Origin of the sequence: Luteibacter sp. 1214, assembly GCF_031455395.1 — a bacterium.
Classification (GTDB): domain Bacteria; phylum Pseudomonadota; class Gammaproteobacteria; order Xanthomonadales; family Rhodanobacteraceae; genus Luteibacter; species Luteibacter mycovicinus.
This window is the reverse complement of sequence record NZ_JAVDSQ010000003.1, coordinates 142,884-169,746: the sequence shown is the minus strand read 5'-3', so window position 1 is coordinate 169,746 and position 26,863 is coordinate 142,884. Positions and strand designations below refer to the sequence as shown.

Here is a 26,863-nt window from a genome sequence, read left to right as displayed (position 1 = left end):
ATTTCTGTCGCTACGTCCTCCTACGGCCTTCGCCTTCGTGCGGAAGCGCTCCAGAAACGGCAGCCGGCGACGCCCCTCCTACCGTCGAGGCAAGCGGCGTATGTAGGAGCCAGCCCTGCTGGCGATTCACTCCGCCCCGAGTTGTCGCACGCCAAAACGCAACGGGTGCACCCTCGCTCGCACGATGAACCTCATCGGCCCGTCCGTGGCCGGACGCCGGGCGGGTCTTCAATCGTGTCTGCCAAGGATCCCTTCGTGCTCGCCCTTCAAGTCAATGCCACGTTCGAGGGGAGTCGTCGGCTGCCGTGCCTGGAGCGCTTCCGCACGAAGGCGAAGGCCGTAAGAGGACTTAGCGACAGGCATGGCAGTCGGCGGCTCCCTTGCGTCAGCGCGCAAGTACGAAAGCGATGGCGCAGCCGAGCCCTTAGAGTCCCCGAATGATGCGATGTCGGGTCGCGAGCAGGCTCGCTCCTACACAGGACTGTGGCAACGCCTAGCTTTCGGCGCAGCCGTCCTGCAGCGCTTCGACTTCCTGCAAGCGCGCTTCGACATCGTCGCGGGTGTGCGCACGGAACAGGCGCGGCGCCGCACGCCGCAGCGCACGGCAGTCCAGCTGCGTCAGCCGGTCGCGGACCTGCAGCAATTGTCCCGGGTGCATGCTGAATTCCTCCAGCCCCATCGCCAGCAACAACGCGGTGAACTGCGTGTCGCCCGCGATTTCGCCGCACAGGCTCACCGGCTTCTTCGCCCGGCGGGCGCTGGCGATGACATGCGCGATGAGGCGCAGGAACGCTGGCTGCAGCGGATCGTAGATGCCGTCGAGCGCATCGTTGTTGCGATCGGCGGCGAGCACGTACTGGGCCAGATCGTTGGTGCCGATGGCGAGGAAGTCGGCTTTTTCGAGGATCGAGGTGACGCCGATGGCGGCGGCCGGCACTTCGATCATGGCACCGATATCGATGCGCTCAGGCAATTCCTGGCCGGAACGGGCGAGGTCTTCGCGTGCTTTCTTGATCAGCCGTCGCACCTCGGTCATTTCACCGAGGTGGGTGATCATCGGTACCAGGATGCGCACAGGGCCGTAGCAGGCGGCACGCAGGATGGCGCGCAGCTGCACGCTGAAGATGTCGGGATAGCGCAGCGACAGACGGACGCCGCGTACGCCGAGTGCCGGGTTGTCTTCGCCGCGGATCGCGAGTCCGGCGGAGTCGGCCTTGTCGGCACCAAGGTCGAGCGTCCGGATGGTGACCGGGAGGCCGCCCATGCCGAGGACGACGTCGCGATAGGCGACGAACTGTTCTTCTTCCGAAGGCAGGCCGCGCTGGCGCAGGAAGAGGAATTCCGAACGGTAGAGGCCGACGCCGTCGGCGCCGCGCGAGCGGGCGAGGGTGATGTCGCCGGCAAGCTCCGCGTTGGCGTACAGGCGAACATGGGCACCGTCGCGGGTCAGCGTCGGCGCGGTCGCCAGCGCGGCGAGACGACGGCCCTCGGCGGCAGCCTGACGCTGCCATTGGCGGTAGCGGGCGAGATCCTGCGCGGTGGGATGAACGATGACTTCGCCGTGTTCGGCGTCGATCAGTACGAGGTCGTCGTCGTTGATCGTCGCCAGCGCGTCTTTCGTGCCGACCAGCATGGGCAGGTTGAAGCTGCGCGCGAGAATCGCGCTGTGCGAGTAGATGCTGCCGGCGCTGGCAATGACGCCGAGCATGCCCTGTCCCGCCATGCTGGCCATGTCCGCTGGCGCGACGGTATCGCTGACGATGATCTCGCCCACGCGGGCGGCCAGCTTGCGTTCTTCACGGCTGGACTGCTGGAGCAGAGCGGACATCACCCGGCCGATGACCTGGTCGATGTCTTCGCCGCGGCTTTTCAGGTAGGGGTCGTTCATGGCGTCGAACACCGCCGCGAGACGATCGCGCTGCATCTTGAGCGCGGCACTCGCGGTGTAGTGGCCGACGGCGACGAGCTCGTCCAGACCGCGCAGTAGCTCCTCGTCATCGAGCAGCAGACTATGCGCATCGATGAAATCGCCGACTTCGCGGGCCAGCGCCCCGTGCAGCTTGCCGCGCAGCTCACGCAACTCCGTGCGGGCGGTATCGATCGCCTTGTGCAGGCGCTCGATCTCGGGAGCGATTTCGTTGTCCTCGAGCATCCGCGTGTCGACGGCGTAGATGCTCGGCTGGACCAGACGCGCGCGACCGAGGGCCATGCCCCGGGCGGCTTGCGTGCCGGTCAGCACGTATCTCATGGGGGGCTCGTCCTGTGCGGCGGCATCATGGGTCAGGCACCCTCGTCGAATTTGCGGTCGAACAGATCGACCACGGCGTTGAGCGCGGCTTCTTCGTCTTCACCCTCGGCGCGCACGACGAGCGAGGTGCCCATGCCAGCGGCCAGCATCATGACGCCCATGATGCTTTGCGCGTTGACTTCACGGCCCTTGCTGATCAGCCATACCGTCGACCTGAACCCCGCCACCAGCTGTACGAGCTTGGCCGAAGCGCGAGCGTGCAGGCCCAGCCGGTTGGATACCACGATGTCCCGTTCAAGCATGGTCGATGAAGATCCCTCCGCGACCGCCAGCGGCCGCGATGTCGGCCAGTTCGGTCAGCGATTTTTCCGAATAGTTGAGGACACGAAGCAGCATCGGCAGGTTGAGGCCGGATACGCACCGCAGGTGAACGCCGAGCTCGGCCAGCGAGAGGCCGATATTGCACGGGGTGGCGCCGTAAAGGTCGGCGAGCACCAGGACGCCGTCACCATGGTCGAGGTCGCGCGCATGCTTCGCGGTCAGCGTGCGCATGACGTCGGGATCCGAACTGGGTGGAACCTCGACGGCATCGACTTCGAGTGGCAGCTTGGGCATGACGTGGCGGGCCGCCGAAATCAGCGCCTTGCCGACGGCTTCGTGGGTCATGAGGAGGACGCCGACGCTCATCGCCCGGTTTCTCGCACTGGCATGGGCTGGGTCATGGCTCACTCTAGCTCGCGATGAAAGGTAAGTACGTTGCCGCGTTCCGAGCGGAAATGCTGGGCCAGCTTCTCGACCAGATAGACCGAGCGGTGACGCCCGCCCGTGCAGCCGATCGAGACGGTGACATAGCTACGATCCTCGCCCTCGAAGCGCGGCAACCAGGTATCGAGCCAGCGGGCGACGTCCGCATAGTACTCGCCCACGAGTGGATTCGCGTCGAGGAACTCGCGTACGGGGAGGTCGCGGCCCGAGAACGGGCGCAGCCGGGGGTCCCAGTGGGGGTTGGGCAGGCAGCGGGCGTCGAAGACGAAATCGGCGTCGGAGGGCAGGCCGCGGCGGTAGGCGAACGACTCGAAGAGCAGTGTCGTGCCATCCGAGGCGGCGGCGTACCCCGTGGCGAACAGCCGGCGCAGCTGATGGACGTTGAGGTCGCTGGAGTCGATGACCTTTTCCGCGATCGAGACTAGGGGCCGCAGCAGGCGACGTTCTTCGGCGATGGAATCGGCCAGCGACAGTTTTTCCGCCGCCAGCGGGTGACGGCGGCGGGTCTCGGAGTAGCGCTTGATCAGGACGTCGTCGCGACTGTCCAGGAAGATCAGATGGACGTGGACACCCGCTGTGGAAAGCTCGGACAACACGTGGGGCATGCGCGAGAGATCGATGCGCCGGTTGCGCACGTCGACGCCCACGGCGATGCGACGGCGCGGTCCATGCTCGCCCTGGCTGACGGCGGCGACGAGCTGGGGAATCAGCTCGGCGGGCATGTTGTCGACGCAGTAAAACTCGAGGTCTTCCAGCGCGCGCAGGGCGACCGTCTTGCCGCCGCCGGACATGCCGGTGAGGACGACCAGATGGATGGCGCCGGGTTCGACGATGGGGCTCATGGTTTCCTCGGTCACGTCGGTCACCATGGCGGCAGGCGACGCATCTGGTGCGCCTGACGGTCGATGAAGGTCTGTGCGGGATCGATGCCCTTGCTTTTGAGCACGTGATTGCGCACGGCCGCCTCGACCAGCACCGCGAGGTTGCGGCCGGGCGCGACGGGAATGGTGATCTTGGGGACGTCCACATCCAGCACGTTACGCCGGCTGACGTCGCCGGTAAGGCGGGTCATCGCGTCGATGTCTTCACCCGAGGTCAACGGCTTGAGGTGCACGACCAGACGCAGGTATTTCGATGGCTTGACCGCCGTGTGGCCGAACATCTCGCGGATGTTGAGCACGCCCAGGCCGCGCACCTCGAGGAGGTCCTGCAGCAGCTCGGGGCAGGCACCGTCGATGACGTCTGGCGCAATGAGGGTGAATTCGGTCGCGTCGTCGGCGACCAGGCGGTGGCCGCGACTGATGAGTTCCAGCGCCAGCTCGCTTTTGCCGGAGCCCGGGTCGCCGGTGATCAGCACGCCGATGGAGAACACCTCGAGGAATACGCCATGAAGCGTGACCCGGGGTGCGAGCGTGCGCGCCAGGTGGTACTGCAGATACGTGAGCAGCTCGTGCCCGCGCTTGGTGCTCTGCCACAACGGCGTGTCGGTTTCTTCCGCGACTTCGCGCAGATCGGACGGGATCGACTGGTCTTTCGTGACGATCAGCGCGGCCGGCTGGTAGGCGGCGATCTTGTGGATGACCTCCCAGCGCTGGCGCGATTCGAGGCCGTCGAGGTAGTTGAGCTCCTCCGTGCCGATGATCTGCACCTTGTTCGGGTAGATCACGTTGAGGTAGCCGACCAGCGAAGGACGGCGGCTCTGCTTGGCATTGGGCTCGAGCACGCGGGCCTCGCCGCGCATGCCGGCGGCCCAGCGAAGCGCCATACGTTCGTAGACGCCGTCGAAGAGTTGTCTGGCGGTGAGCCGATCCACGCGGGTGATCCCTTTAGATAGCGAAGCCGGCGCGAGGGCGCCGGCTGGGCTATTGTGCCATCAACACGCGGGAGGAGGCCCGGCGGCGCGCGCGAGCGGCCGCCGGGCGCTCTCGTCAGTCGGTGCTGGCGACGCGCGCGTCGCGGCCTTCAGCGTTGTGATGATCCTTGAGCTTCTCTTTGTGCTTGCGAAGCTGGTCGGCGAGTTTGCCGATCATGGCGTCGATGGCGGAATAAAGCGTGTCGCCCTTGTTGTCGTCTTCCAGGCGGGCCACGCCTTCGCCATGGAGCCGGGTGCCGGCACAGTGCAGGGTGCCTCCGGCCTTGTGCTCGTTCTTATCGACGGAAAGGACCACGTCGAGGGCTTTGATATTGTCGAAAAGGCGTTCGAAGCGGCCGATTTGCTGTTCCACGCGCTCGCGCAGAGCGGGGGTGATATGGACGTGCTGGCCGCTGATCTGGATTTGCATGACGCCTCCTTCTTGCTGAGGGTGTCGCCTTATGGCGACGAGATCGGAACGGCGGGGTTGCCGCTCCTCAAGCCTGAATTGATGAGACCGTGGACCTCCGCCGGGGTTCCCCCCGATGTTTCTCAACCTGCGCGAACGCGTTCGCTGGAGCTGGGAATTCGCATCGCTTCACGGTACTTGGCCACCGTACGGCGTGCGACCTGAATTCCGCGTCGATGGAGCTCCTCGGCAAGCGCCTGGTCGGACAAGGGGCGGCGTGCGTCCTCGCCCGTGATCAGCTTACGCAACATGGCCTGGATGGCGGTGGCGGATGCGCTGCCGCCGTCTTCGGTCGCCACGCCACTGGAAAAGAAATGCTTGAGTTCGAAGGTGCCGCGCGGCGTGTGCATGTATTTCCGGGTGGTGACCCGTGAAATCGTCGATTCGTGCATGCCGACTTCTTCGGCGACCTCACGCAACACCAGCGGATGCATGGCCTCGGGGCCGTAATCGAGGAAGGCGCTCTGGCGGCGGACAATGACTTCCGCGACCTTGGTCAGGGTTTCGGCGCGCGACTGCAGGCTTTTCAGCAACCAGCGGGCTTCCTGCAGCTGGCCTTTCATCCAGGTGGCGTCGTCGCCGCGTGCGCGGGCGATGAGGTTGCAGTAATGCTGGTTCAGGCCGAGCCGGGGCTGCGCGTCGGGGTTGAGGCTGACCGTCCAGCGCCCCGCTTCCCGCCGCGCGTACACGTCGGGCGCGACATATTCGACGGGCGTGGCATCCAGCGCGGCGCCCGGGCGCGGATCGAGGCTGCGGATCAGCGCCGCGGCGCTGGCCACCTCGTTCTCGGCGGCCTTGAGCCGACGGGCGATCTTGACGCTGTCGTTTCGCGCGAGGAGCTCCAGCTCTTCAAGGACGATACGGATCGCCAGGTCGCGGAACGGTGTTTCGGTCGAAAACTGCGAGAGCTGGCAGAGCAGACAGTCGCGCAGATCGAGGCTGGCGATGCCGGTGGGATCGAACCGCTGCACGCGCTGGCGTACCGCTTCGATCTCCTCGGCACTGGCCCGCAGTTCGGCGGGCAGCGCGACTTCCACCGCCTCGACTCCGTCGCGCAGGTAACCGTCCTCGTCCAGCGCGTGGATGATCGCGGTGGCGATCGCGTGGTCGCGTGGGGAGAACTGGGAAAGATTGAGCTGCCACTCCAGGTGCTGTTGGAGGCTTTCCGGCGCGGCGTTCTGCGGCTCGAAACCGTCTTCGTCACCACCGTTGGCACGCGATGGGGCGCCGGCGTAGTCACCCGCCTCGCCGTGGAAGCGATCGTCGTCCCACTCGGGGGCGAGTTCTTCGGACGGGGTGGCGGTGGACTCGTCCTCCTTCGAGGACTTGGCCGGGAGCTCCTGGCGGGAGGGGAACTCGGCGTCGAAACCGTTCTCGTCGGCGGCGTCGCCTTCGGCATCCGCGTCGGACTCCGCATCTTCGGCAAACTCAAGCAGCGGGTTGCTCTCCGCGATCTGGCGGAGTTCCGCTTCGAGCTCCAGCTGCGACAGCTGGAGCAGCCGAATGGCCTGCTGTAGCTGCGGCGTCAGCGTGAGCTGCTGATGCAGACGAAACTGAAGTCCGGGTTTCATGCCTTCGATGCGTGAGGTGTCGAATCCATCGTAACCCCTTGCGGCCTCCACAAACCAGCGGTCGGGTCGGCTGGCTCTTCCGGCCGGATTCGCGCGTCGGTCCGGACGGCCGGTGACGCGCTCTAAATGCGGAATTCACGACCCAGATACACCTCGCGCACCTTCTCATCGGCGAGGATGTGCTGAGGAGTGCCGCGAGAAAGCACTTCGCCGTCGTTGAGGATGTATGCGCGGTCGCAGATACCGAGCGTTTCCCGGACGTTGTGATCGGTGATCAGCACCCCGATGCCGCGTTCCTTGAGGTGTCGAACGATGCGCTGGATCTCGCCCACGGAGATGGGGTCGACGCCGGCGAACGGCTCATCGAGCAGCATGTAGCGCGGGCGTGCCGCCAGCGCCCGGGCGATCTCGACGCGGCGACGCTCGCCGCCGGACAGGCTGATGCCCTTCTGATCGGCGATGTGCGCGATCTTCAGTTCGTCGAGCAGGCTGTCGAGTTCGTCGTCGCGCTGCTTCTGCGTCATGCCGTCGCGCAGTTCGAGCACCGCCATGATGTTGTCCGACACGCTGAGGCGGCGGAAGACCGAGGCTTCCTGCGGCAGATATCCGATGCCGAGCTTGGCGCGCGCGTGCATGGGCAGGCCGGTGATGTCCTGCTGATCGAGCTTGATTACGCCCGCGTCGGCCTGGATCAGCCCGACCACCATGTAGAAGCAGGTCGTCTTGCCGGCGCCGTTGGGGCCGAGAAGGCCGACGACCTCACCTTCGCGAATGGAGAAGGCGAAGTCACGGACTACCTTGCGTGCGCGGAAGCGCTTCTGCAGGCCTTGGGCTGAAAGCATCGGGTCAGGGCTTCCTGGCAGGTGCGGCCGCAGCCGCCGGAGTGGGGCAGGCGCCGGCCGCCTTGGCGGGTGCGCCCGGCGTGGTGCTCTTCGGCTGGAAGGTCATGTGTACGGGTGCGGGACCGTTGCTTTCGCCCGTCATCGTGCTGTTCTGGGTGTTATAGGTGAGCTTGTCGCCATCGGCACTGCCCTTCGCCGGCTGGTTGACATGGGCACCGCCGGTCAGCACGGCAAAGTCCTTGTCGATCTTGTAGTCGATGTTGGAAGCCTTGCCGTCCATGGGCTGATCGCAGTCGTCCAGCTGATGGATGGTGGCGGGGCTGCCGTCGACGACCACCCGGTTGAGCTGGCTGTCGGCGTCGAAATAGCCCGTCGCCTTGCTGCCGGTGATCTTCAGGGTGCCCTGGGTCAGGACGACGCTTCCCGTCCAGATCACCTTGCCGTTGGGCTGCTGGGAGCCATCGAACGACTTGGAGACGACGTCGGCCGGCTGGTTGCGATCGGACTGCTTGGCGGCGGCCGGCAGGCTGGCCACGAGCGCCAGGCCAAGCAGCGCAAGCAGCGCGTTAGCGCTTGGGCGGCAGATACGTGGTGTGGACTGCATCGAGAAGCTCCAGGTGCTTGGTATCGAGATTGGCGCGCATGCCAACGCCGTTCATTGTAGAGGTTCCCTGGACGATACGGGCCGCTTCGGCGGTCTCCAGGTAGTTCCGCTTGGGCCACGCGGTGACCTCGGAGGTGTCGATGCTGGCCGGCGGCGTCTGCGCGAAGGCAACGCGGTCCATATGCACCTTGCCCTGCAGCTTCAGCATGCTGCCGTCCTTGTTGACCCACCCGTACTGCGAATGCCCCTTCCACGGCGGCACATCGACTTCCTTGGTCGATGGCAGCACGAAATCGGGCGCATTGATGTACAGCGAATCGTCACCTTCGCGGCGCTCCAGATGTGGCGCGATGAGCGTGAAGGCCAGCTTGCCCTGTTCGTTGTAGGAGTCGAGGTCGAAGTTGGTCAGAACGTAGCCCGAGCGCGGCGGACCGACGAAGTCCTGCAGCTTCTTCTCCGGGGCGACCCAGTAGTAGAGCAGTACGCTGGCGCCCAGCGCGACCAGGAGCATGCCGGCGATACCGCCGGTACTGCGGTCCTTGAGCAGATTGAAGGCGCTCACAGCCAGCGGTCCCGTTCGGCTTCGGCCTTGCCCTGGGCGGCGAGAATCATGTCGGCGACCTCGCGGGCGGCGCCGTAGCCGCCGGACAGCCGGGTGCGCCAATGGGCGCGCTCGGCCACCCAGGGGTGGGCATTGGCCACGGCGACGGCCAGACCGGCGATACCCATGGCCGGCAGGTCCGGCAGATCGTCGCCGACAAAAGCGGCCTGGTCCGGCGTAAGGCGGAGGGCGTCGAGCAGGGCGGTCAGGCAGGCCCGTTTGTCCTTCTGGCCCTGATAGACGTGAGGAATACCCAGTTCTTCGGCGCGCAGCGACACCGGATGACTGATCCGCGCCGTGATGATCGCGACCTTGATGCCGTTTTCCTGAAGGCGTTTCAGGCCCAGACCGTCATGCACATGGAACACCTTGGTCTCGCGGCCGTCCTCGGCGTACCAGAGGCGGCCGTCCGTCAGGGTGCCATCCACGTCGAAGACGACGACGCGCACGCGGGCGGCGCGTTCGGCGATATCGGCGGGGATGTCGGTGTAGTGGGTGTAGGCCATGGGCTTCGATATGGGGACGAAAAGGACGCGCTCGAGGCGCGCCGGGACCGGGTCGTCAGACGACGCGGGCGCGGAGCAGGTCGTGGATGTTGAGCGCGCCGACCACCTGGCCGGAGGGGTCGGTGACCAGCAGCGCGTTGATCTGGTGTTTTTCCATCAGCTGGGCGGCTTCGACGGCCAGCTTGTCCGAGCCGATGGTCTTGGGGCCGCGGGTCATCAGCTGGCCGACGGTGGCGTTGCGCAGATCGACATCGTCGTCGTCGAGGGCGCGACGAAGATCGCCGTCGGTGAAGACACCCAGCAGACGTCCTTCGCCGTCCACCACGGCGGTCATGCCCAGGTGCTTGCGGGTCATCTCGACGAGGGCTTCGCTGACGGACGCTTCCAGCCCGATGCGCGGCACGTCGTCACCCGTGTGCATGACATCGGCGATATGCAGCAGCAGGCGGCGCCCGAGGCTGCCGGCCGGATGCGAGCGGGCGAAGTCGTCCGAGGTGAAACCACGGGCCTCGAGGAGGGCGACGGCGAGCGCGTCCCCCATGACCAGCGCCGCGGTCGTGCTGGAGGTCGGCGCCAGTCCGTGCGGACAGGCCTCCGACGGCACGTTGGCGTCGATGTTGACCTCCGCCTGACGTGCCAGCGAGGACTTCGGGTTGCCGGTGATCGCGATCAGCGGGATGCCCTGGCGTTTCACCGCCGGCAGAATGAAGAGGAGTTCGTCCGTCTCGCCGGAGTAGGAGATGCCCAGCAGGATGTCGTCCGGCTGGATCATGCCGAGGTCGCCGTGGCTGGCCTCGCCCGGATGCACGAAGAAGGACGGCGTACCCGTGGAGGCCAGTGTCGCGGCGATCTTGCGGGCGACATGGCCCGACTTGCCCATGCCGGAGACGACCACGCGCCCCTTGCAGGTCAGAATCATCTGACAGGCCCGGACGAAGGTGGCGTCGATCTTCGACTCCAGGGCACGGATAGCCGCGGCCTCGGTGACGATCACGGTGCGCGCGCTACGGACGATGGTATCGGCATTCACGACGGGATGATCGGCAGGCGGGGCGGTGCGGGCGTTCATGCGGCCTCGGAGGTCCGGGTGGTGGCTTCTGACCCGGGATGTCCATTTCTGCGACACCGGATTTCCATTACCATTACATATTCTCATTTTATCGTCGCTGCCATCGACCGGTGGTTCAGGGTCCGTTTCGGAACCCTCACGGCCGCGGCGACCCCCTCATCGGAGACTCCATGGACGCTGCGCGCATCCAGGCATTGATCGAAGCCGGCCTGCCCGGCGCCCTGGTGGACGTTCGCGGCGACGACGGCGTTCATTTCGAAGCCGACGTCATCTCGGAACAGTTCGCCGGCAAGTTGCCGCTCGCCCGTCATCGTCTCGTCTACGCGACGCTGGGCGACCTCATGGGCGGTGCGATTCACGCTCTGGGCCTCAAGACCCTTACCCCCGAAGAAGCCGCCGGCCGCCGCTGATCCAGCGCGCCGCCCGGCATTCCCGGTTCGTTCCCTTTCTCAAGGCACTCCCTTTCCATGGCCAAGATCCTGATCAGCGGCGGCCAGCCGCTCAACGGTGAGGTGAGCATCTCCGGCGCGAAAAACGCCGTGCTCCCCATCCTCGCCTCCTGCCTGCTTGCCGACGAACCGGTCAGCATCGGCAATGTGCCGCACCTGCATGACGTCACCACGTTCATCGAATTGCTCGGCCGCATGGGCGTGCGCGTCGTCCTCGACGACCGCATGAAGATGCACATCGACCCGCGTCCCGAAAATTCCTGCGTGGCCCCGTACGATCTGGTCCGCACCATGCGTGCGTCGATCCTCGTGCTCGGTCCGCTGGTGGCGCGCCATGGCAAGGCCGAGGTTTCGCTGCCCGGCGGCTGCGCCATCGGTTCGCGTCCGGTCGACCAGCACATCCGTGGCCTGCAGGCGCTGGGCGCCGAGATCACGGTCGAAAACGGCTTCATCAAGGCAAAGGCCGGTCGCCTCAAGGGCGCGCGCATCGTCATGGATATGGTCACCGTCACCGGTACCGAGAACATCCTGATGGCCGCCACCCTGGCGTCGGGCACGACGGTCATCGAGAACGCCGCGCAGGAGCCCGAAGTGGTCGACCTGGCCCACTGCCTGATGGCGATGGGCGCGAAGATCGACGGCGTCGGTACATCGACGCTGATCGTCGAAGGCGTCGAGCGCCTGCACGGCGCGCACTACGAAGTTCTGCCCGACCGTATCGAGACCGGCACCTTCCTGGTCGGCGCGGCGATGACGGGTGGCAAGGTCCGCGCCCGTGGCGCGCGCGCCGACACCATGGATGCCGTGCTGCAGAAGCTCGAGGAATCCGGCGCGCACATCAGCACCGGTCCGGACTGGATCGAGCTGGACATGCAGGGACGTCGTCCGAAGGCCGTCAATCTGGTGACCGCGCCGTATCCGGCGTTCCCGACCGACATGCAGGCGCAGTTCACCGCCCTCAACTGCGTCGCCGAGGGCGTAGGTGTCATCACCGAAACGGTTTTCGAAAACCGCTTCATGCATGCGCTGGAACTGCAGCGTCTGGGTGCCGACATCCGTCTCGAAGGCAACACGGCGATCATCACCGGCGTGCCGAAGATGACCGGCGCACCGATCATGGCCACCGACCTGCGTGCCTCGGCGTGCCTGGTGCTGGCCGGCCTGGTCGCCGAAGGCGATACGACGGTCGACCGCGTGTACCACATCGATCGTGGTTACGAGAATATCGAAGAGAAGCTCGGCGTCCTCGGCGCGCACATCCGCCGTCTGCCAGGCTGATCCACCTGTCCTACGCCTGCCAGGCTGGTACACCTGGTTGTAGGAGCGCGCCCTGCGCGCGACACGTTCTCGCGAAGAGCGTCGCGCGCCGGGCGCGCTCCTACAGTTGAGGTTTATTTACCCTCGAACTTCACCAGCTCGAGGGTCAGATCCCCGCCATCTTTCTGCGCCAGCTTTACCGGCACCGGATACTTCGCCGGCGCGTACCACGCGTTGAAGCCGCGGTCCGTATCGGTGCGATCCACCCGCACGGTATCGAACGAGCCGGCCGGGACCGTGATTTTTTCTTTGCCCGACACCTTGAACTGCTGGTTCTCGACGGCCTGCTTCACCGCCACGGGAAAGGCCGCTTCCTGCTTGCCGTCGCGCAGCGCGACGCCGAGCGCGAGAGGCAGGGTGTTGCGGTCGATCATGCCCGGCACGGCGGCGTAGCTGAAGCTCTTGCTGTTGTCCTGGACCTGCACGGTCGCTCCCTGAACCTTGATGTCGCGCGTCTTCTGCTTGAACGACGCGTCCATCTGGTAGTGGTAGCTGACCGCCTGCGGCACTTGGCCCGCCCAGGCAAAGCGCGAGGTCTCGGTGGCGTTGGCGCCGAGTGCCGCGGCGAGGCCGGCGGTGCCCTTGCTGGCGTTGGTGTACTCGAACTGGCCGTTGCCGGCCGACTTCAGCACGATGGTGGCTTCACCCAGCGGGCTGCCGCCCTGAAGGACATTGTAGGTAGCCGTGAACGACTGCGGCACGGCCGCGGCGAACGCGGCGGCGGGCAGGGCGAGGGCCAGCGCGAAGCCGGCGCGGAGGATTGAGGTCTTCATGACACCCGATTCTAGCCGCGGTGGCTGAATGCGGGGCGACGGGGTGGCGAGCCGGGGATAGCCCGCGTGTCTGGAGAGCTCGCGCGGGGCGCGCTTCTATAGGTCGGTGAGGCGTAGGGGGCTCGTGAGCGGCAGACCATCGAAAATCGCGCCGCCCTCCCAGCGCAGTCGCCCGGACGCGATCGCCGCGACCACGGCCGGCAGCAGCTTGTGTTCTTCGACGAGCAGGCGCTCCGCCAGCGATATCTCCGTATCGCCCGGCAACACAGGGATGCGCGCCTGCGCCACGACGGGTCCGCCATCCAGCTCCGCGGTGACGAAATGCACGCTTGCCCCATGCTCCGCGTCGCCCGCCTCGAGGCACTGCCGGTGCGTATGCAGTCCACGGTATTTCGGGAGCAGGGAAGGGTGGACGTTGATCGCCCGACCTTCCCAGGCGGCGACCACGTCGGCGTCGACGATGCGCATATAGCCGGCCAGCACCAGCAGATCGGCGCCGCTGGCGGCGACATGGCCGAACAGTGCGCGGTCGAAGTCGGCACGCGTCGCGAAATCGCGGGGACGAAGCGAGACGGTGGGAATGCCCGCCTGGGCGGCGACAGTGAGCGCTCCGGCCCTGGCCTTGTCGCTGCCGACCAGCACGAATTCGACAGGCAACCGCGCCGCGATCAGCGCGGCGAGATTACTGCCGCGCCCGGAGGCGAGCGCGGCGACGCGCAGGGGCCGATCCACGAATGATCTCAGGCGATGTGAACGCGCTCGTCGCCGCTGGCGGCGACGACCGAGCCGATGGTCCACGTGTCCAGGCCGTGGCCGGCCAGCACGGCTTTCGCCGCGTCGACCTGATCCTGAGCCAGCAGCACCGTGAAGCCGATGCCGCAGTTGAACGTGCGCCACATTTCGTCGCGGGTGACATTGCCCTCGCGCTGCAGCCACTGGAACACGGGCGGCATTTCCCACGACGAAGCGTCGATCGACAAGCCGAGGCCGTCGGGTACGACGCGGATGATGTTTTCCTTCAGGCCGCCACCGGTGATGTGTGCCATGCCATGCACGGCCACCTTGGCGATCAGCTCGAGGATCGGCTTGACGTAGATGGTGGTGGGCGCCATCAGCGCGTCGACCAGTCTGACGCCACCGATGTCGCTGTCCAGCGGCGAACCGGCGCGCTCGAGGATGCGGCGGATCAGCGAGTAACCATTGGAATGCGGGCCGGACGAGGCGACACCGAGAATGACGTCGCCGGCGACGATGGACGAGCCGTCGTTCATCGCGGCCTTTTCGACCGCGCCGACCGTGAAGCCGGCCAGGTCGTACTCGCCCGGCGGGTACATGTCCGGCATTTCGGCGGTTTCACCGCCGATCAGCGCGCAGCCGGCGAGTTCGCAGCCGCGGGCGATGCCGCCGACGACGGACGCCGCGGTGTCGACGTCGAGCTTGCCGGTGGCGAAATAATCCAGAAAGAACAACGGTTCCGCGCCCTGCACCAGCACGTCGTTGACGCACATGCCGACCAGATCGATGCCAATCGTATCGTGGCGATCCAGCTGGTGAGCGAGCTTGAGCTTGGTGCCCACGCCATCGGTACCCGAGACCAGGACCGGCTCCTTGTAACGCCCGGAAAGGTCGAACAGGCCGCCGAAGCCGCCCAGTCCGCCCATGACTTCGGGGCGGAAAGTCCGCTTGACCATCGGCTTGATGCGCTCGACGAGCGCGTTGCCGGCATCGATGTCGACGCCTGCGTCGCGGTAGGTGAGGGAGCCCTGGTCGGAGGACATAAGCGGTTCCGGCGCGAATTGGAAACCCGGAATGATAGCAGCAAGCGGGCACCCGGCCTTGCCCTGCACGCGCTTTGGATGGACGGCATGCCAAGGTTTGGGCAGACTTCCCGTCTTCACAAAGCGACGCCATACCATGCGCCCAGCCCGTCTCATCGTCTTCCTGACGCTCCTCGTGGCGACCTGCCTCGGCTCCGCCGTGGCGCAGACCTCCATTTATACGGTCACCGTACCGGTCGCCGACACCAGTGCCGCCGTGCGCGATCAGGCCTTCGCCAACGGCCTGACCCAGGTGCTGTCGCGGGCTTCCAACGGAGCGGACCCCCGGGGCAAGCCTGGCTACGCGGACGCGATGAAGCAGCCGGGCGGCATGGTTCAGCAGTACAAGTACGCTCGCACCGGCGGCGCCAATGGTGCGCCGCTGAGTCTGGACATCGTCTTCGACCCGGGCGCCATCCGCCGCATCCTCGCGGTCGGCGACTCGGCGGTGGCGGCGCCCAAGGCGCCGGTCCTGGTCGTTGCCCGCGACGCCAGCGGCAAGCTGCTCGGTCAGCAGGACCTGGTCCCGCTGGCGCAGATGGCCGACACGCGTGGCTATCAGATCGTTGTCCCCCGCGCCGACGCCATGCCCGACGCCAAGGCGCTGGCCAGTGGCGACCCCGCCGCGGTCGCGACGACGGCGCGCCAGTACAACACCGGCGTCGTGCTCGTCGGCAGCATCGGCGACGACCAGACCGACTGGACCTTGGTCTCGGCCGGCAAGACGACCAGCTGGAAGGACAGCGGTGAGGCACGCGCCGCACTGTTGAGCAACGGCGCCAACGCGATGGCCGACAAGCTGGACCGCCAGTTCGCATCGACGCAGGGCGGCAGCTCGTCCGGCAAGGTCTGGGTATCGGGTCTGCATTCGGCTTCCGATTACGCGGGCCTGTTGGCGACCTTCCAGAACGATCCGTCGATCAAGAGCGTGGCGCCGATTTCCGCGACGGCCGACGGCGTGCTGTTCAACATCAGCGCCGGTGCGCCACTGGCCCGCCTCGTCGCGGGCTACGCGTCCGCCGGCCATGTGCTGGTCGCCGACGCACACGCCGGTGCCGACCTCGCCGTGCGCTGGGTCCCCTGACCCGATGACCCACGACACTTCCCGCCGCTGGCAGATGCTGGCGATCTCGGCGGTCATCATCTTCGTGATCTGGCTGCTGGCGCCGGTGCTCATGCCGTTCGCCATCGCCGCGATGCTGGCTTATCTGGGCGATCCGCTCGCCGATCGCCTCCAGCGCCTCGGCATGGGGCGTTCGTGGGCGGTCAGCATCGTCTTCACCGTCATCTCGCTGGTGTTCGTCGGCGTCCTGCTCCTGCTGGTGCCGCTGATCGAGCACCAGTTCGAGAATCTGTCCGAGAACCTGCCGCGCTACGTGGACTGGGTGCGCACCACCGCGCTGCCGTGGATCCAGGTGCGCCTGCACCTGGACGCCAACGTCTTCGACACCGATCGCCTCCTGGCGACGGTACGCGAGCACATCGGGTCGGTCGGCAGCATCGCCGCCAAGGCGATGACCAAGATCACGCAGTCGGGCATGGGCATCGTCACCTGGCTGACCAATGTCGTGCTGATTCCGGTCGTGGCGTTCTACCTGCTGCGCGACTGGGACACGATGATCGCGCACATTCAGCGCCTGCTGCCGCGCTCCATCGAGCCGACGGTCGTTCGCCTGGCGCGCGAGTCGGATCAGGTGCTCGGCGCGTTCGTCCGCGGCCAGTTGCTGGTCATGCTGGCGCTTGGCGTTTTCTACGGCCTGGGCCTGACCGTGGTCGGCATCTCGATCGGTCCCCTGATCGGCATGGTCGCCGGCCTGCTCAGCTTCGTGCCGTACCTGGGTTTCATGATCGGTTTCGTCGCGGCCCTGATCGCGGCTCTGGTCCAGTACGGGGACTGGACGCACGTGATCCTGGTCGGCGTCGTCTTCACCATCGGACAGTTGCTCGAGGGCTACGTCCTGGTGCCGCGTCTGGTCGGTGGCAAGATCGGCCTGCATCCGGTCGCGGTGATCTTCGCCGTGCTGGCGGGCGGTCACCTGTTCGGCTTCCTCGGTGTGCTGCTCGCGCTGCCGGCCGCGTCCGTCGTCGTCGTGTTGCTCCGCTATGTCTTCGCCCGTTACCGCGAGAGCGACCTCTACAAGGAGCCGGCCGCGCAGACCCCGATGGCACAGAAGCTCGATGTCGATGTGGCGGTCGACGTGAAGGTCAAGCCGCGCCCGGATAACCCGATTCTGCCTCGCGATCCCGGTCCATGAGTACTCAGCTTCCCCTCGCGCTGCGCTGGCCCAGGCGCCAGCGTTTCGAGCACTTCCATGCCGGCGAGAACGCCGCGGCGGTCGACGCCGTGCGCGCCGCGGCCGTGGATGCGGCGGCGCCGTGGGTGTTCATGGCCGGTCCGCTGGGCAGTGGCCGCACGCATCTGCTGATCGCCGCCTGTCAGGCGGCGATCGATGTCGGGCGTACGGCGCAGTACCTGCCGCTGGCGGGCCTGCGCGGATCGCGTGCGGATGCCATTCGCGGCATGGCCGGCAGCGACGTGCTGGCCATCGACGACATCGATTCGGTCGCTGGCGAGGCGGACGCGGAGCACGCGCTGTTCGATACGTTCAACCGTTACCGCGCGGAGGGCGCGACGCTGTTGTTTTCGGCATCGGGTGCGCCCGTGTCGCTCGACATCGCGCTGCCGGATCTTCGTTCGCGACTGGGCTCGCTGACCCAGGCTCTGCTGAAGCCACTGGGCGACATGGAGCGCCGGGTTGTGCTGCGCGAGCAGGCGGGGGCTCGCGGCATCGAGCTGGACGACGTCGTCCTGGACTGGTTGTTCGCGCATCACGCGCGCGACCTGGGTACCTTGCTCGATCTGCTCGATACCCTGGATCGCGCGTCACTCGCCGCACAGCGACGCGTGACCGTGCCGTTCCTGCGTAACCTGCTGAAGAACGACTAGACGTCGATCTCGCGGATCAACTCGCGTCTCGCCGGATCGTTTTCGCGAACGCCGTACACCTTCAGCTTCTTCGACTCCGGCCAGTGCTCTACGATGAGATAGGTACGCTGCGATGCCGATCCGCTGAGAAACACGGGCGGCGCGCCAAAGCCACCGCTGTAATAGCCCATGCGCCCGTGGTAATGGCCCGCAAACACCGCTGCGACACGATGGGTCGCCAGCATCGCCTGTAAGGGCGTGGGCGCGCGAAACCCGGTCGAGAACTCGTCGGGCTTGTGCACGTGCACCAGCAGAAAGTCGTAAGCACCCGGCGTGCTCCATCTGGGGAGGTGTCGAGTAAGCCATGGCGTGCTCGGTGTCACCTCGTAGCGATAGCCTGCCGGGCCAGCACCCCAGTTGATCGTTGCGGCATAGCCCGGCGAATTGTTGAGTTGCAGGTTGAGCACCTGCTCCCAGCCGTCCGGCGTGAACGCGTACGACCAGCTCCCTTCCTTGCGTAGGCCAGTGAACAGGCCGCCCGCGAACGCCGCGTGATCGAAGTCGGTCACGCGTCCGTTCTGCCGGTGGCGACGAACGTGCTGCGCGAGATTGTCGAGGGCGTCGATCGCACAGTGTGTCAGGGCCGAGCACACGAAGTTGGTGAGGTTGTTCTGGTAATCGTGGTTGCCGAGCCCATAGTAGACTTCGTCGCCCAGCAGACCGAGCAGGTCATGGATCTTCTCCTGCTCACTTGGGGCGGCCTGGGACGTCAGGTCACCGTTGACGATCACCGGAATGTGCTGCCCTGGATAGTTGCGCCGGAAAGCCGCGATGCTTTCGTACTGTTCGCGTATGAGCGCCTCGGCGAGTGTCTTGTCGGCGAGGTCGGAGTGTTCGCCGTCATCGGTGGCCGGTGTCCAGGGGTACTGTGGATCCGAGGTGATCACCATGATCCGTGGTGTTTCCGCGTAAGCGCCACTGCTGGCGAAGGCCAGGCATAGCGCGGCTGCCTGTAATGGCACACGCGTGAGAAGGTTGCGCATGAGTGTTTCTTCCTTAAAGTGAGGTCAGCGACCGGCGGTACCGGCCGGTACGGTGTCGACAAGTGTTTTCCGTGAGGGGTCGTTGTCTCGTACGGCGTAGACGCGCAGATGCCGCGACTCGGTGTCGTGCTCCACGATCAGATAGCTTCGCTGGCTGGCTGAGCCGCTCAGGAATACCGGTACACCGGCCATCGTCCTGAAGCGTCCCAGCGTGCCGTGGTAATGGCCGGCGAACACGGCGGCAACATGCCCCGAGGCGATCGTCTGCTCGAACTCGTCGTCGTAGTCGCTGGCATCGTGCATATGCACCAGAGCGAAATCGTAGGCACGGTCGGCAGGTGTGCCGTAGGTGGGGATGGCTAGATGGCGGTCGAGCAAGGTGCGCAACCACGGCACGGACGGATCGATGTCGAAGCGGGCGGGCAGGATGCCCTCGGTCGTGTCGAATGACACCGCATAGCGAGGGTAATTATTGAGCTGGACCTGCAGTACGCGGTCCATGCCTGGCGTTTGTGCGGCGTAGGCGAGGCTGCCCTTGTAGCGGTTACCAAGGCCTCTGGCGTCGATCGAAAAGTCGAACGAGACTTTGCCGGGCTTCGCGGCCACATGGCTGACCAGTCCCCAGATGCTGTCACGCGCGCAGCCGTTGTTGGCGCAGCCGCTGCCGTTCGGCTGGCGGATGTTGTTCTGGTAATCGTGGTTGCCCAGGCCGAGATGAACGTTGTCGCCGAGGATGCGGTAGAGCTCCTCCATGACGTCGCGCTGCCAGCCATGCCCGTAGGCGGTGAGATCGCCATTGATGAAGACGGGGATGTCCTCCCCCGGACGAGCGGCGCGATAAGCGGCGATGCTGCGGTATTGCTCTTCGATCAATGCGCGGGATCGTGCATTGCGCACATCGTCGGGCTGGGGTCTGCCGGCGTCGGTCGCGTCCGTCCAGGGATACTGCGGGTCGGAAGTGACGATCATCGTATGTACGGCGGCGGTCGCGCTGGAGGCGAAAATCGCCGAGACCGTGGCTATGGCGAGCGCAGCCGCGATGCGGCCAGGGAGTATGGTTTGCACGGTACGTTTCCTTGTGCGTCGTGGGCGGCTGCGAACGTCCCGTTCGCGACGACAAGGTAAGACGGTGGAGCCTGAGCGTCTGTCAGGCTTGGTGAAGCAGCGGCGAGGGAAAGGCCTCGCCGCTTGTAGGATTCCGCTGCGCGGGGCTTTAAACCCCGAGCAGGCGCGCCGTGGCGTTGGCCTTAATTACGTCGGTCATGGCGGCAGCCACCTTGTGGTTGCCAGCGATGATGTTGCCGCTCTCCGGCAGGCCTTCCTTGCCGCCGAAGTCGCCATAGACGCCACCGGCCTCGCGCACCAGCAGAGCACCCGCGGCGATGTCCCACACGTTGAGCGACGGCTCGAAGAAACCGTCCAGGCGGCCCGCGGCGACGTAGGCCAGATCCAGTGCGGCCGAACCCATCCGGCGGATGTCTTCGGCTTCCTTGAGGAGCTCGCCGGTCATGGCCAGCTGGGCGTCGAGGTGGTTGCGCGCGCGGTAGGGATAACCCGTGGCGAGCAGCGAGCCGGCGAGGCCTTCACGCTTGCCGACGCGGATGCGGCGGTCGTTGAGGTAGGCGCCGTCGCCCTTGCTCGCGGTGAACAGCTCGTCGCGCAGCGGATCGAAGACCACGCCATAGACCGGCTCGCCCTTTTCCACCAGCGCGATGGACACGCAGAAGTGGGGGATGCCACGCAGGTAATTGTGGGTGCCGTCGAGCGGATCGATGACCCAGACAAGCGGTCCCTTGCCGATCTGCCCCGACTCCTCGCCGAGAATGGCGTGGGTGGGGTAGGCGCGGCGAAGTTCCTTCACGATCTCGGCTTCGGCGAGGCGGTCGACCTCGGACGCGAAGTCCATCCGTTGCTTTTCGACGACCGCGAGGCCCTCGATGCGATTCATGTAGCGCAGGATGATGTTTCCTGCGGAGCGCGCGGCGCGCGCCGCGACGTTGACGGCGGGTCTTGGCATGGGGATCGACTTGTCAAAAGAACGGGAGATCGCGGTCGGGCCGCGTCGGTCGGTGAGTTTAACACCGGCTCGCCCTATGCCCAAGTCGTTGCCGTTGTAGACTTTCCGGTCCTCCATCCAGCACGCCCGTCGCCCATGGCCCTCTCCGAGCTCCACGACCGCCTCCGTTTCGTCCTTGTCCGCACCTCGCACTCGGGCAATATCGGCTCGGCCGCGCGCGCCATGCGCACCATGGGTTTCGACCGCCTGACCCTGGTCGCCCCCCACCGGTTCCCCGATCCGGAAGCCACGGCCCTGGCCGCGGGTGCCGACGACGTGCTCGGCCAGGCCGCGATCCATGACGATCTGGTGGCCGGCCTGGCCGGCGCCACCTTTTCGCTGGGCCTGTCGGCTCGGCGCCGCGGGGTCAATCTTCCGGAACTGGATCCTCGCGAAGGCGCCGCCCAGGCGATCGCCGCCGCCCGCCGCGGCGAGCAGGTGGCCCTGGTTTTCGGCAACGAGCGCACGGGACTGGAGAATGACGAGCTCGCCCGCTGCCACGCGATGGTCCGCATTCCCAGTGTCGACGACTTCAGTTCGCTGAATCTGTCGCAGGCGGTGCAGGTGGTCGCTTATGAACTGCGTACGGCCCTGCTGGCCGACGAACAGCCGGTCGTGGCGCAGGCCGAACCTGATCCGGACGAGATCCCCGCCGACGCCGAGCAGCTCGAGCGGTTCTTCACGCACCTGGGCGAGATGCTCGACGATATCGAGTTCCACAAGGGGCGTTCCCCGACCACGATCATGCTGAAACTGCGCAAGCTGTTCCTGCGCGCCCGTCCTGAATTGCGGGAACTGCGCATTCTTCACGGGATTCTGGCCGATGCGCAGCGCATGGCCGGTATCGCGCACAAGCGCGACGGCTAAAACAGGTCGCGGAAGAAACCGAGCAGCGCCCGGCTGAACGTGGCCGAAGCGATGACGATGATCGCTGTGGTTGCCCAGACGGCGACCAGCAGGACGCCGTCCCTTTCGACAAGCGCGAACGCGAAGGCGATCAGCATGGCGCCGAACACGTAGTTGGTGAACGGGATCGGCAGCGCGAGCAACAGGCCGATCAGCAGCATGATCGCGCCCGAGACGAACGTGAAGGGGCGTCGTGTGAGGCGCTGCGCCCGTGGCTTGCAGAGCTTTTCCAGGCGGCGTGTCACCGGCTCGATACGGTCGAGGAACCGGAGGAGTCCATCCCGTGACATTGTCCGGCGACGCAGAAAACCCGGGACCCACGGCTGCTCCAGGCCGATGAGCATTTCCAGGCCGAGCGCCAGCACCAGTACGCCCATCACACCCCCGATCCCCAGCGGTACCGGGATGAAGTTGGGAATGGCGAGCAACAGGAGCAGAAAACCGAACGCGCGCCGTTTCAGTGGCTCCAGCACCTGGTCTACCGTGACCCGTTCCCCCGGCGTCGACAGCAGCGCCGTGCGAAGCAGGGCGGCGGTCTTTTCCTCGCGGGGCTCGTCAGCGGTCATGGCGCGTCGACGACGGACTCTTCGCTGCTTGCCGTGCTGACCAGCACCTTGTCGATCCTCGCCCCGTCCATGTCGACGACTTCGAAGCGGTTGCCCTGCCAGGTGAATGACTCGCCGGCGTGCGGGATGCGCCCGAACTGGGTGGTGATCATGCCCGCCACGGTGCGGAAATCGTGCTCTTCCTCGTTGGGCAGCCGGTCGATCTGCAGCAGGTCGCGCAGGTCGTCGGCGGGCAGACCGCCGTCGATCAGCCAGCTGCCGTCGTCACGGCGAACGATCGGGCCCTCGTGCTCGGTGTCGTCCGCGGCGGGCGCGGTGGCACCAACCACGGCCGTCAGCAGATCGTTGAGGGTCACCATGCCTTCGATGTCGCCGTACTCGTCCACGGCCAGCGCCAGCTCCGTGTCCGCATCGCGGAAGGCTTCGAGCAGGTCCAGTGCGCGGGCGGTGCCCGGGACGAAGAGCGGCCGGGCGATATGGGCGAACAGGTCGAAGTCGCCGCGCTCGAACGAGCCGATCAGCGTCTTCACTTCGACCGTGCCGACGACTTCGGTTTCGTCGTTCCGGTAGACCGGGTAGCGCGAGAACTGCGACTCGCGCAGGACCTCGAGGTTCTCCTCCCGGGGCGCCGCGATGTCGAGCCAGGCGATCTTCATGCGCGGGGTCATGACCGAGCCCACCGTGCGGTCGCCCAGGCGCAGAACGCGGTTGACCATGTTGCGTTCGTCGCTGTCGAGGATCCCTTGCTCGGCGCTTTCGGCGACCAGCAGGCGGATTTCCTCTTCTGTCGCCGCCGAATGGCCGCCGGCCCGGTTCAGTCGCAGCACGTGCAGGATGCCGCTCGACAGGTGGTTGAGCAGCCAGACCATCGGCAATGTGATCCGCGAGATCACCAGCATGGGGACCGCGATCTGGCAGGCAATGCGCTCGGGGGCTGTCAGCGCCGCGCGCTTGGGCACCAGTTCGCCGATGACGATCTGGACCAGCGACATATAGATGAAGCCGAGCAGCCAGCCGGCCGCGCGAGCGTAAGGCTCCAGCCAGCCCGGGCCACCGCCGTGCAGGAGGGCGGTGAAGTGCTCGCCCAGCTGATCGCCCGCGATCGCGCCTGTGACGAGGATGATCAGGGTCATGCCGACCTGCACCGTCGACAGGAAGCGCTCCGGCGATTCAGCCAGTTGCAGCGCCACCCGGGCGCGGCGGCTTTCCCGGGCCATGGCCTTGAGCCGGCTTTTACGCGAAGCGACAACCGACATCTCCGACAAGGCGAAGAACGCATTGGCCAGGGAGAGGACGAGGACGAGCAGAAGTTCGGTGGGCATCGAGGCTTATATAGCAGACCAGCCTGTGCAGGGCACCGGTAGAAGCCATCTGAGCGGTGTAGCCGGGGAGGAGGAGCACACGATCCCGCCCTCCGGTAACATTAGCGTCACAAACCCCCAGTTCCCCCAGGCGACGCCATGTTTTCTCTCCAGACGATCTTCGGTAAGGGCGACAAGTTCTACGGTCTGCTCGAAGCCAGTGCAGAGGCGGCGCGCGAAAGCGCCCGCGCCATGCACGAACTGGTCACCAAGACCGACCGCACGCCGGTCATGGCCGCTTTCAGCACTGCGCGCGCCCGCGAGAAGGCCCTCCACGGGCAGATCGGCGAGGAACTGGTCAACACCTTCGTCACCGCGCTGGACCGGGAAGACATCGAGGCGCTCAATTCAGCGCTGTACAAGATTCCCAAGACCATCGAGAAGTTCGCCGAACGCTATGTCATCGTCGCCGAACGCCTTCATGGCATCGACTTCGCTCAGCGCGCCGCCCTGCTCGAGCGCTCGGCCGAGGTGGTCGTCCAGATGATCGGACAACTGCGTCATGGCCTGAAGATCGACCCGGTGAAGAAGCTTCGCGACCAGCTCCAGGCGCTGGAATCCGAGGCCGACCGCCTGCTGCTGGATCCCTACCGCACGCTGTACGCCGAAGGCTCTGATCCGCTCAAGGCGATTCTCGCCAAGGACCTGTTCGAGCTGGTGGAGAAAGCGGTGGACAAGTGCCGCGACGTCGGCAACGTCGTCTACTCCATCGTGCTCAAGAACTCCTGACGGCGGCCGCCCCATGAGCATGGTTATCGCGGTCGTCCTGATCGCCCTCGCGTTCACCTATATCAACGGCTTCCACGACACGGCGAACTCCATCGCCACCGTGGTGGCGACCAAGGTGCTGACGCCCGGCCAGGCCGTGCTGCTGGCGGCCGTCACCAACCTCGCAGGCGCCCTGTGGGGCACCGCCGTGGCGGCGACGATCGCCTCGGGCCTGGTGGACACCGGCGTGGTCGACGTCGGTTCGCACCTGCTGATCAGCGCGCTGCTCGGAGCGACCATCTGGAACCTCATCACCTGGTGGCTCGGCCTGCCGTCCAGTTCGAGTCACGCGCTGGTCGGCGGACTGTGCGGCGCCGCGCTGGCCGCGTCCGACGGCAACCTTCATTCGATCATCTGGTGGCAGGGTGGCGAGCACTGGTGGCTGGGCAAGGGCGTGGTGCCGAAGGTCATCGTGCCGATGATCGTGTCGCCTTTCCTGGGCTTCATCATTGGTTTCCTGCTGATGGGCGCCCTCTACGCGTTGCTAGGATTCTTTTCACGACAGAAGGGACCGCTGCATCGTTTTGGTCGCACCCCGTTCGTGAACAGCTTCTTCGGTAAGGCGCAGATTCTCTCGGCCAGCGCCATGGGTCTGTCTCATGGCATGAACGACGCCCAGAAGAGCATGGGCATCATTGCCCTGGCCCTGGCCGGTGCCACGGCGGCGGGGCAGTTCGATCATCTGCCGGCGCTGTTGCACTTCCTGCGTATTCCGCACGATCCGGCGGCGCCCGGCGGCTTTCCGATCCCGGTCTGGGTGAAGGTGGTCTGCGCGCTGACGATGGCCGGCGGCACCGCCGGCGGTGGCTGGCGCATCATCAAGACGCTGGGCCACAAGATGGTCAAGCTGCACCCGATCAATGGTTTCGCCGCCGAAGGCAGTTCGGCGGCGGTCATTCTCACGGCGTCGATGCTGGGCGTGCCGGTCTCCACGACGCACAACGTGTCCGCCTCGATCATGGGCGTGGGCGCGGCCAAGCGGTTCAATGCGATCCGCTGGTCGGTGGTCGAGCGGATGGTATGGGCCTGGATCCTGACGTTGCCGATCACGGCGGCGCTGGGGTACGCCCTGGTGAAGCTCGGCCGCTTGTTTTTCTGATGCGCGTGCCGGACTGATCGCCCGCAGGGCGCCCTCTTACAGGGCGTCCGCCTCGCCGTTCACCACCTGCTCGAGCTGGTCGCCGGTGGCGCCCAGTTCCTCGACGATCCGTGCCAGCTCGCGCTCGTCCAGGTAGTCGTAGGGACGGTTCTCGCAGAGATGCAGGTAGGGCGATCCGTCGAGATCCGCCTCCGCCAGGTAGCCCGTGCGCTGCTCCCAGTTGAAGCGAAGGCAGCGTCGCGCATCGACGCCCGAGAGCGGTCCGATCGGCGTGGAAAGCCGCAGAAAGCGCTGGCCCTCGGCGTCTTCCAGTTCGGCCAGATAGATGCCCTGATGCCTGCCATCGGGCAGCTCCAGGTCGAAGCTGATCAGGTATGGCTCATTGTGGCGGAGCTTGTGGATGCCGCCGACATGGGAGCGAATCGCTTCGAAGTGCCGCATGGTCGCCTTGTGAATCTGTCCGGGGACCACCGATGGTACGCTCAACGCCTCTTCCGAACATGCACGAAACGACCATGGCCGATGAACTCGACGACGACGAGGCCCGCGCCCTCCGGGCGACGCGGATCATCGAAACGGTCGCCGCCATTCCGCGTGGGAGGGTCGCCAGTTATGGCGCGATCGCGGCTCGCGCCGGGTATCCCGGACGCGCCAGACTGATCGGCCGGGTGCTCGGCGATGCGCCCGACCGGATGAAGCTACCCTGGCACCGCGTGCTTCGCGCGGACGGCCGCATCGGGATACCCGTGGGAACGCGGGGTTATCGCGAGCAGTGTCGGCTGCTCAAGGCCGAGGGCGTCACCGTGAAGGACGGCCGCGTCCCCATGAGCGCGTTCGGTCTGGACCACGACCTCGACCGTGCGATCTGGGGCGGCTGAGCGCGATCAGCGGTAGCTGACCTCGACCAGTTCCCAGGTTTCCCCGGGTCGGCGTTGCATCGCGTAGTCCAGAAGGTCGGCGTGCACGGACGTCAGTGCGGACATCTCACGCAAAACACGGACGGTTGCGGTGGCGGCGCGGTCCGGTGGACAGTCGGGGCGTTCCGCGCGCATCCCGCATGTCCGTTCGACAACGCGGCCTTCGAAGCGGATACCGCCTTGCTGCGCCCAGGCCGGGAGGGCGCTGGCGAACAGGCTGACCGCGACGGCGGCGGAAAGGGCTATGGCAGTGTTCATGTGGTGCTCCCCCTCAGGCGATGTGGCTTCATTAGGTGCCCGTCCGCTACCCGGGGACATCACCTTCTTCCTTTAACGGC

At 66.2% G+C, this 26,863-nt stretch carries 31 protein-coding genes; 9 read left to right on the top strand and 22 right to left on the bottom strand.

What is annotated here, in order from left to right; translation table 11 throughout:
• Nucleotides 1-493: 493 nt before the first annotated feature.
• The 12 genes from ptsP to J2X57_RS09115 all read right to left on the bottom strand — a co-directional run bounded on the left by ptsP (nucleotide 494) and on the right by J2X57_RS09115 (nucleotide 10,527).
• The gene (gene ptsP, locus J2X57_RS09170) at nucleotides 494-2,248 is read right to left on the bottom strand and encodes a phosphoenolpyruvate--protein phosphotransferase (RefSeq protein ID WP_036115666.1); all 1,755 of its coding nucleotides are present in this window, start codon (nucleotides 2,246-2,248) and stop codon (nucleotides 494-496) included.
• Nucleotides 2,249-2,280: 32 nt separating this feature from the next.
• Entirely contained in the window at nucleotides 2,281-2,550 is a 270-nt protein-coding gene (locus J2X57_RS09165; protein WP_036115664.1) for an HPr family phosphocarrier protein, read from the bottom strand.
• Complete coding sequence (locus J2X57_RS09160; protein WP_043692529.1) at nucleotides 2,543-2,935, bottom strand: PTS fructose IIA component family protein; 393 nt, start codon at nucleotides 2,933-2,935, stop codon at nucleotides 2,543-2,545. Before J2X57_RS09160 ends, J2X57_RS09165 begins: the two co-directional genes overlap by 8 nt.
• 38 nt (nucleotides 2,936-2,973) lie before the next feature.
• Nucleotides 2,974-3,870: an RNase adapter RapZ gene (rapZ, locus tag J2X57_RS09155; RefSeq protein WP_036118312.1), complete on the bottom strand. Its 897-nt coding sequence runs from the start codon at nucleotides 3,868-3,870 to the stop codon at nucleotides 2,974-2,976.
• A 5-nt stretch (nucleotides 3,871-3,875) separates the two neighbouring features.
• Nucleotides 3,876-4,826: an HPr(Ser) kinase/phosphatase gene (hprK, locus tag J2X57_RS09150; RefSeq protein ID WP_036115660.1), complete on the bottom strand. Its 951-nt coding sequence runs from the start codon at nucleotides 4,824-4,826 to the stop codon at nucleotides 3,876-3,878.
• Between the two features lie 115 nt (nucleotides 4,827-4,941).
• A complete protein-coding gene (gene raiA / locus J2X57_RS09145; protein WP_036115658.1) occupies nucleotides 4,942-5,295 on the bottom strand; it encodes a ribosome-associated translation inhibitor RaiA in 354 nt (117 codons plus the stop codon).
• 122 nt (nucleotides 5,296-5,417) lie between these two features.
• Nucleotides 5,418-6,905 (bottom strand): RNA polymerase factor sigma-54, encoded by a 1,488-nt coding sequence (locus tag J2X57_RS09140; protein WP_036118310.1) that lies wholly within the window; start codon nucleotides 6,903-6,905, stop codon nucleotides 5,418-5,420.
• Nucleotides 6,906-7,027: 122 nt separating this feature from the next.
• Nucleotides 7,028-7,747, bottom strand: coding sequence for an LPS export ABC transporter ATP-binding protein (gene lptB, locus J2X57_RS09135; protein WP_036115655.1), 720 nt, complete (start codon nucleotides 7,745-7,747; stop codon nucleotides 7,028-7,030).
• 4 nt (nucleotides 7,748-7,751) lie between these two features.
• Nucleotides 7,752-8,351: a lipopolysaccharide transport periplasmic protein LptA gene (gene lptA, locus J2X57_RS09130; protein WP_052191132.1), complete on the bottom strand. Its 600-nt coding sequence runs from the start codon at nucleotides 8,349-8,351 to the stop codon at nucleotides 7,752-7,754.
• Complete coding sequence (gene lptC, locus J2X57_RS09125; protein ID WP_239708968.1) at nucleotides 8,314-8,913, bottom strand: LPS export ABC transporter periplasmic protein LptC; 600 nt, start codon at nucleotides 8,911-8,913, stop codon at nucleotides 8,314-8,316. Before lptC ends, lptA begins: the two co-directional genes overlap by 38 nt.
• Nucleotides 8,910-9,458, bottom strand: coding sequence for an HAD-IIIA family hydrolase (locus tag J2X57_RS09120; protein ID WP_036115653.1), 549 nt, complete (start codon nucleotides 9,456-9,458; stop codon nucleotides 8,910-8,912). Before J2X57_RS09120 ends, lptC begins: the two co-directional genes overlap by 4 nt.
• Nucleotides 9,459-9,513: 55 nt before the next feature.
• On the bottom strand, nucleotides 9,514-10,527 hold the full coding sequence (locus J2X57_RS09115) for a KpsF/GutQ family sugar-phosphate isomerase (protein WP_309866091.1): 1,014 nt from the start codon (nucleotides 10,525-10,527) through the stop codon (nucleotides 9,514-9,516).
• 170 nt (nucleotides 10,528-10,697) lie between these two features.
• On the opposite strand from J2X57_RS09115, the gene J2X57_RS09110 reads away from it, so the two are divergent.
• Nucleotides 10,698-10,937, top strand: coding sequence for a BolA/IbaG family iron-sulfur metabolism protein (locus tag J2X57_RS09110; protein WP_036115647.1), 240 nt, complete (start codon nucleotides 10,698-10,700; stop codon nucleotides 10,935-10,937).
• Nucleotides 10,938-10,994: 57 nt separating this feature from the next.
• Nucleotides 10,995-12,254, top strand: coding sequence for a UDP-N-acetylglucosamine 1-carboxyvinyltransferase (gene murA / locus J2X57_RS09105; RefSeq protein ID WP_036115645.1), 1,260 nt, complete (start codon nucleotides 10,995-10,997; stop codon nucleotides 12,252-12,254).
• A gap of 113 nt (nucleotides 12,255-12,367) precedes the next feature.
• Here murA and J2X57_RS09100 read toward each other — a convergent pair whose 3' ends face one another.
• From J2X57_RS09100 to purM, 3 genes are all read right to left on the bottom strand, one after another.
• Nucleotides 12,368-13,066: a DUF3108 domain-containing protein gene (locus tag J2X57_RS09100; protein WP_309866084.1), complete on the bottom strand. Its 699-nt coding sequence runs from the start codon at nucleotides 13,064-13,066 to the stop codon at nucleotides 12,368-12,370.
• Nucleotides 13,067-13,162: 96 nt separating this feature from the next.
• Nucleotides 13,163-13,798, bottom strand: coding sequence for a phosphoribosylglycinamide formyltransferase (gene purN, locus J2X57_RS09095; RefSeq protein ID WP_309866082.1), 636 nt, complete (start codon nucleotides 13,796-13,798; stop codon nucleotides 13,163-13,165).
• Between the two features lie 8 nt (nucleotides 13,799-13,806).
• A complete protein-coding gene (gene purM, locus J2X57_RS09090) occupies nucleotides 13,807-14,844 on the bottom strand; it encodes a phosphoribosylformylglycinamidine cyclo-ligase (protein WP_309866079.1) in 1,038 nt (345 codons plus the stop codon).
• 136 nt (nucleotides 14,845-14,980) lie between these two features.
• Between purM and J2X57_RS09085 the strand changes: the two genes are divergently transcribed.
• The 3 genes from J2X57_RS09085 to hda are packed head-to-tail and all read left to right on the top strand — an operon-like array spanning nucleotide 14,981 to nucleotide 17,830.
• On the top strand, nucleotides 14,981-15,967 hold the full coding sequence (locus tag J2X57_RS09085) for a DUF2066 domain-containing protein (RefSeq protein WP_036115635.1): 987 nt from the start codon (nucleotides 14,981-14,983) through the stop codon (nucleotides 15,965-15,967).
• Nucleotides 15,968-15,971: 4 nt separating this feature from the next.
• Complete coding sequence (locus J2X57_RS09080) at nucleotides 15,972-17,138, top strand: AI-2E family transporter (RefSeq protein WP_309866074.1); 1,167 nt, start codon at nucleotides 15,972-15,974, stop codon at nucleotides 17,136-17,138.
• The gene (gene hda, locus J2X57_RS09075; protein WP_043692538.1) at nucleotides 17,135-17,830 is read left to right on the top strand and encodes a DnaA regulatory inactivator Hda; all 696 of its coding nucleotides are present in this window, start codon (nucleotides 17,135-17,137) and stop codon (nucleotides 17,828-17,830) included. Before J2X57_RS09080 ends, hda begins: the two co-directional genes overlap by 4 nt.
• Here hda and J2X57_RS09070 read toward each other — a convergent pair.
• From J2X57_RS09070 to J2X57_RS09060, 3 genes are all read right to left on the bottom strand, one after another.
• The gene (locus J2X57_RS09070) at nucleotides 17,827-18,852 is read right to left on the bottom strand and encodes a metallophosphoesterase (RefSeq protein ID WP_309866070.1); all 1,026 of its coding nucleotides are present in this window, start codon (nucleotides 18,850-18,852) and stop codon (nucleotides 17,827-17,829) included. The genes hda and J2X57_RS09070 overlap by 4 nt on opposite strands.
• A gap of 24 nt (nucleotides 18,853-18,876) precedes the next feature.
• Nucleotides 18,877-19,917 carry a metallophosphoesterase gene (locus J2X57_RS09065; protein WP_309866066.1) on the bottom strand — a complete coding sequence of 347 codons (1,041 nt, stop codon included), beginning with the start codon at nucleotides 19,915-19,917 and terminating at the stop codon, nucleotides 18,877-18,879.
• A 148-nt stretch (nucleotides 19,918-20,065) separates the two neighbouring features.
• Nucleotides 20,066-20,869: an inositol monophosphatase family protein gene (locus J2X57_RS09060; RefSeq protein ID WP_043692544.1), complete on the bottom strand. Its 804-nt coding sequence runs from the start codon at nucleotides 20,867-20,869 to the stop codon at nucleotides 20,066-20,068.
• Nucleotides 20,870-21,004: 135 nt separating this feature from the next.
• Here J2X57_RS09060 and J2X57_RS09055 point away from each other — a divergent pair, with 135 nt between their 5' ends.
• On the top strand, nucleotides 21,005-21,775 hold the full coding sequence (locus tag J2X57_RS09055; RefSeq protein ID WP_090354024.1) for an RNA methyltransferase: 771 nt from the start codon (nucleotides 21,005-21,007) through the stop codon (nucleotides 21,773-21,775).
• Here J2X57_RS09055 and J2X57_RS09050 read toward each other — a convergent pair.
• Entirely contained in the window at nucleotides 21,772-22,380 is a 609-nt protein-coding gene (locus tag J2X57_RS09050) for an exopolysaccharide biosynthesis protein (protein WP_309866059.1), read from the bottom strand. The two genes, J2X57_RS09055 and J2X57_RS09050, sit on opposite strands and share 4 nt — an antisense overlap.
• A complete protein-coding gene (locus J2X57_RS09045) occupies nucleotides 22,377-23,702 on the bottom strand; it encodes a hemolysin family protein (protein WP_309866056.1) in 1,326 nt (441 codons plus the stop codon). The genes J2X57_RS09050 and J2X57_RS09045 overlap by 4 nt, the downstream gene beginning before the upstream one ends.
• A 138-nt stretch (nucleotides 23,703-23,840) precedes the next feature.
• Here J2X57_RS09045 and J2X57_RS09040 point away from each other — a divergent pair, with 138 nt between their 5' ends.
• On the top strand, nucleotides 23,841-24,470 hold the full coding sequence (locus J2X57_RS09040) for a hypothetical protein (protein WP_036115617.1): 630 nt from the start codon (nucleotides 23,841-23,843) through the stop codon (nucleotides 24,468-24,470).
• 13 nt (nucleotides 24,471-24,483) lie between these two features.
• Complete coding sequence (locus J2X57_RS09035; protein WP_309866050.1) at nucleotides 24,484-25,608, top strand: anion permease; 1,125 nt, start codon at nucleotides 24,484-24,486, stop codon at nucleotides 25,606-25,608.
• Between the two features lie 36 nt (nucleotides 25,609-25,644).
• Here the strand turns inward: J2X57_RS09035 and J2X57_RS09030 are convergent, their stop codons facing one another.
• Nucleotides 25,645-26,049 (bottom strand): hypothetical protein, encoded by a 405-nt coding sequence (locus J2X57_RS09030; protein ID WP_036118298.1) that lies wholly within the window; start codon nucleotides 26,047-26,049, stop codon nucleotides 25,645-25,647.
• 74 nt (nucleotides 26,050-26,123) lie between these two features.
• Between J2X57_RS09030 and J2X57_RS09025 the strand changes: the two genes are divergently transcribed.
• Entirely contained in the window at nucleotides 26,124-26,486 is a 363-nt protein-coding gene (locus J2X57_RS09025; RefSeq protein ID WP_156108794.1) for an MGMT family protein, read from the top strand.
• Nucleotides 26,487-26,492: 6 nt separating this feature from the next.
• Here J2X57_RS09025 and J2X57_RS09020 read toward each other — a convergent pair whose 3' ends face one another.
• Nucleotides 26,493-26,783 carry a hypothetical protein gene (locus J2X57_RS09020; RefSeq protein ID WP_309866044.1) on the bottom strand — a complete coding sequence of 97 codons (291 nt, stop codon included), beginning with the start codon at nucleotides 26,781-26,783 and terminating at the stop codon, nucleotides 26,493-26,495.
• Nucleotides 26,784-26,863 lie beyond the last annotated feature (80 nt).